This is a genomic window from Bacillus sp. JJ864 (assembly GCF_036963045.1).
Taxonomy (GTDB): domain Bacteria; phylum Bacillota; class Bacilli; order Bacillales; family Bacillaceae_G; genus Bacillus_A; species Bacillus_A pseudomycoides_C.
This window is the reverse complement of record NZ_JBALLY010000268.1, coordinates 1-1592: the sequence shown is the minus strand read 5'-3', so window position 1 is coordinate 1592 and position 1592 is coordinate 1. Positions and strand designations below refer to the sequence as shown.

General features: G+C 33.5%; 1 protein-coding gene. It reads left to right on the top strand.

Annotated elements, in window-relative coordinates; translation table 11 throughout:
- Positions 1-211 precede the first annotated feature (211 nt).
- A complete protein-coding gene (locus tag V7024_RS24320; RefSeq protein ID WP_335524649.1) occupies positions 212-1450 on the top strand; it encodes a YcaO-like family protein in 1239 nt (412 codons plus the stop codon).
- The last annotated feature ends 142 nt before the right edge of the window (positions 1451-1592 follow it).

Sequence of the window (1592 nt, the reverse complement as noted above, 5' to 3'; positions counted from 1 at the left end):
GAGGAGTTCATAATGGGACGTTGGATTATAGTAACAAGTGAAAAGCATGAACCTAAATTAACAGTGTCTGAAACAAAAGAATTACAGAAACTACAAGAAAAAAAATAAAGAAGATAAAGAGGACAGTCTTATGATGTCCTCTTTATCTATACATAAATCCATGAAAATTTGTATTCATTTACTTTATTTTATTTAACTGGAGGTTATTAGAATGCTATATTCTTGGGAAAGAGAAATCTTAGAAGAAACTGCTCTTCAACGTATTATGGATACGTTCAAAGAATTAAATTTTTCAGTGAAAAAAAAAGCTTTTGGAGATAAAATACAAACCACATACGTGGAATTATTTAATTTAAATCAACAGATTGAATCATTCGGCGTAGGAAAAGGGAAGTACAATGAATTAGGCGCATTGTTTGAGGCCTTAGAGCATTATACTCTGGAGAACATATCAATGAAAGAGTGTGATTTTTTCTCTTCTCATCATATTGCGAAGAACCCAATATTTGACGGAGAGCGTGTTATGCAATTGATAGTAGAAGAACCAGATCAACAATTACTTTGTAAAAAATACTATGCTTTGAATGATACACAACAACATGTATGGTATCCATTTTTCATTGCTAATCCACATTATATGCAACATCCAATTGAAACGGATACTTATCAGTATCAGAAAGTACAACGATACAGTTCTAATAGTGGCACAGCCATTGGTTCCACTTTACATGAAGCGATTATACATGCAACGAATGAAGTCATTGAAAGGGATGCCTTTTCTTTATTCCTACTTCGGCATTTCTACTATGATATGCCAGATCATACATTAAAGATAATTCATCCAAATACGCTTCCACCATCCCTAAAAGAAACGATTGTACACGCAGAAGAGGAATTACAAGAGGAAATTATACTATTGGATATTACAACGGAAGTTGCAATTCCAACTATATTAGCTGTTACAAAAAATAAAAAGCATACTGGTATATTTGGGCTCGGTACATCTTTATACCCTGAATATGCTATCTTGCGAAGTATTACAGAACTGGTTCAGGTGAATCATATTGCTTCTGCAAATATTGGTGATGAGCTAGCACATCGAGAGTATTTTTTGAATCAATTACAGCCGTATCCTCGTCACTATGCTTGTGCAGAAATGAATATGTGTTCCGTATTTAATCAATTTCCAGCCACTTATGTTTCGTTTGAGGATTTACCGAGATTTTCAGAACGTAATTTAATACTTTACATCGAAGAACTGCAAGAACGATTACACCAACAACATTTTTCTATCTATTATTCTCCAGTCAAAGAGTTTTCCAATGGTATAAAAATCATACATGTACTAATTCCACAAATGGAGCGTTTTTTATTGATTACAAATGGTCAATTGGTGTTCCCGTCCGAAAGAGGTATGAAAAAGGGTCTTAAATTACAGTCCAGTTTATAAAAAACACCCTATAAAGGGGATTAAGAAAAATGCTAATCCGCCCTATATGAGGTACCATTAATATTTTAACGTTTGTTGATAGTACCTCATATATTTTCAACAAGGGGTAGCATCAGGATTCTGCGTGTAACTTTAGGAGATA